Here is a 1,077-nt window from a genome sequence, read left to right on the forward strand (position 1 = left end):
AATCAATTAAAGCTAAATGGACAAAATCATTCAACTCTTCATTAAATATCATTTCCGATATGTGATAACTTCTATTTGAAAGACTATCCATCCAATCTAAATAATCATTATCAAGATTTTCAATCATTTGTCTCCCAAATTTTGAAGTAATATTGACAATTGGATATTCTTCATACAATATACCCGCAATATTATGCAAATGCTCTTCTGAAACTTCTGGAGTATGATATTGAACTGAAAAAAGAAGTGATACAATCGATTTAAATTCGTCTAAAGTAAACGTTACAGGATTCGGATTATTTTCATATTTTGATTCAATTTTTTTATATTCTATATGATTGAATTCTTTAAAATCCAAGACTTTTAATTCCATATTTTTAGGTTAAAAAATTATAAAATAAAGAAAACTTTATTTGGAAGTAAAAATAGAAATTTGAATTTTAAACACAACAATTTTTAATTAAAAATTAGAAGACAAATATCTATATAACAAACTGTTACAATTATTATAAATAAATATATTTTACAAATATTACAAATGAATATATTTTATAACTGTTACAAATGATATAAATGATATAAATGATATAAATGATATAAATGATATAAATGATATAAATGATATAAATGATATAAATGATATAAATGAATACATTAATTAATTCTTTTTTTTAATTAATCTTTTCTTTTAATTAATTCTTTATATGAAATAATGTTTTATATGAATTAATGTTTTTCTTACTTAAAATCAAAGCATTATCATTTTTTAAAAAAAACGAATCAATTTGAAGATAATAAAAGATTATGAAACAATATTTTGGTTTACTATTATTTGTATATCGAATTTGGGGTGTGGGGTTTTACCCTGCCAAGCCATGCGACCGAAGGGAGGTTTTTGCTATCAAAAACATGGCTTGCTTCATGACAACGCAGAAATAACTTTAGGGGAAAAATAAACTATCTAATTAATAAAGAACCAATATTGTTATAATGATTTTTAAGAATCAATATCTTAAATTGACATTATCAATACTTTTTTATTGTAAAAATAACTATTAGCAATGTCAATATAGTTAA

1 protein-coding gene is annotated in these 1,077 nt (G+C 21.7%); it reads right to left on the reverse strand.

Annotated elements, in window-relative coordinates; translation table 11 throughout:
• The coding region (locus tag PUH65_RS14870) for a hypothetical protein (RefSeq protein WP_305520895.1) at positions 1-373 on the reverse strand (373 nt) is incomplete at its 3' end.
• Positions 374-1,077: the final 704 nt, after the last annotated feature.

Source organism: Kaistella sp. SH40-3 (assembly GCF_030686865.1).
In the GTDB taxonomy this organism is placed as follows: Bacteria; Bacteroidota; Bacteroidia; order Flavobacteriales; family Weeksellaceae; genus Kaistella.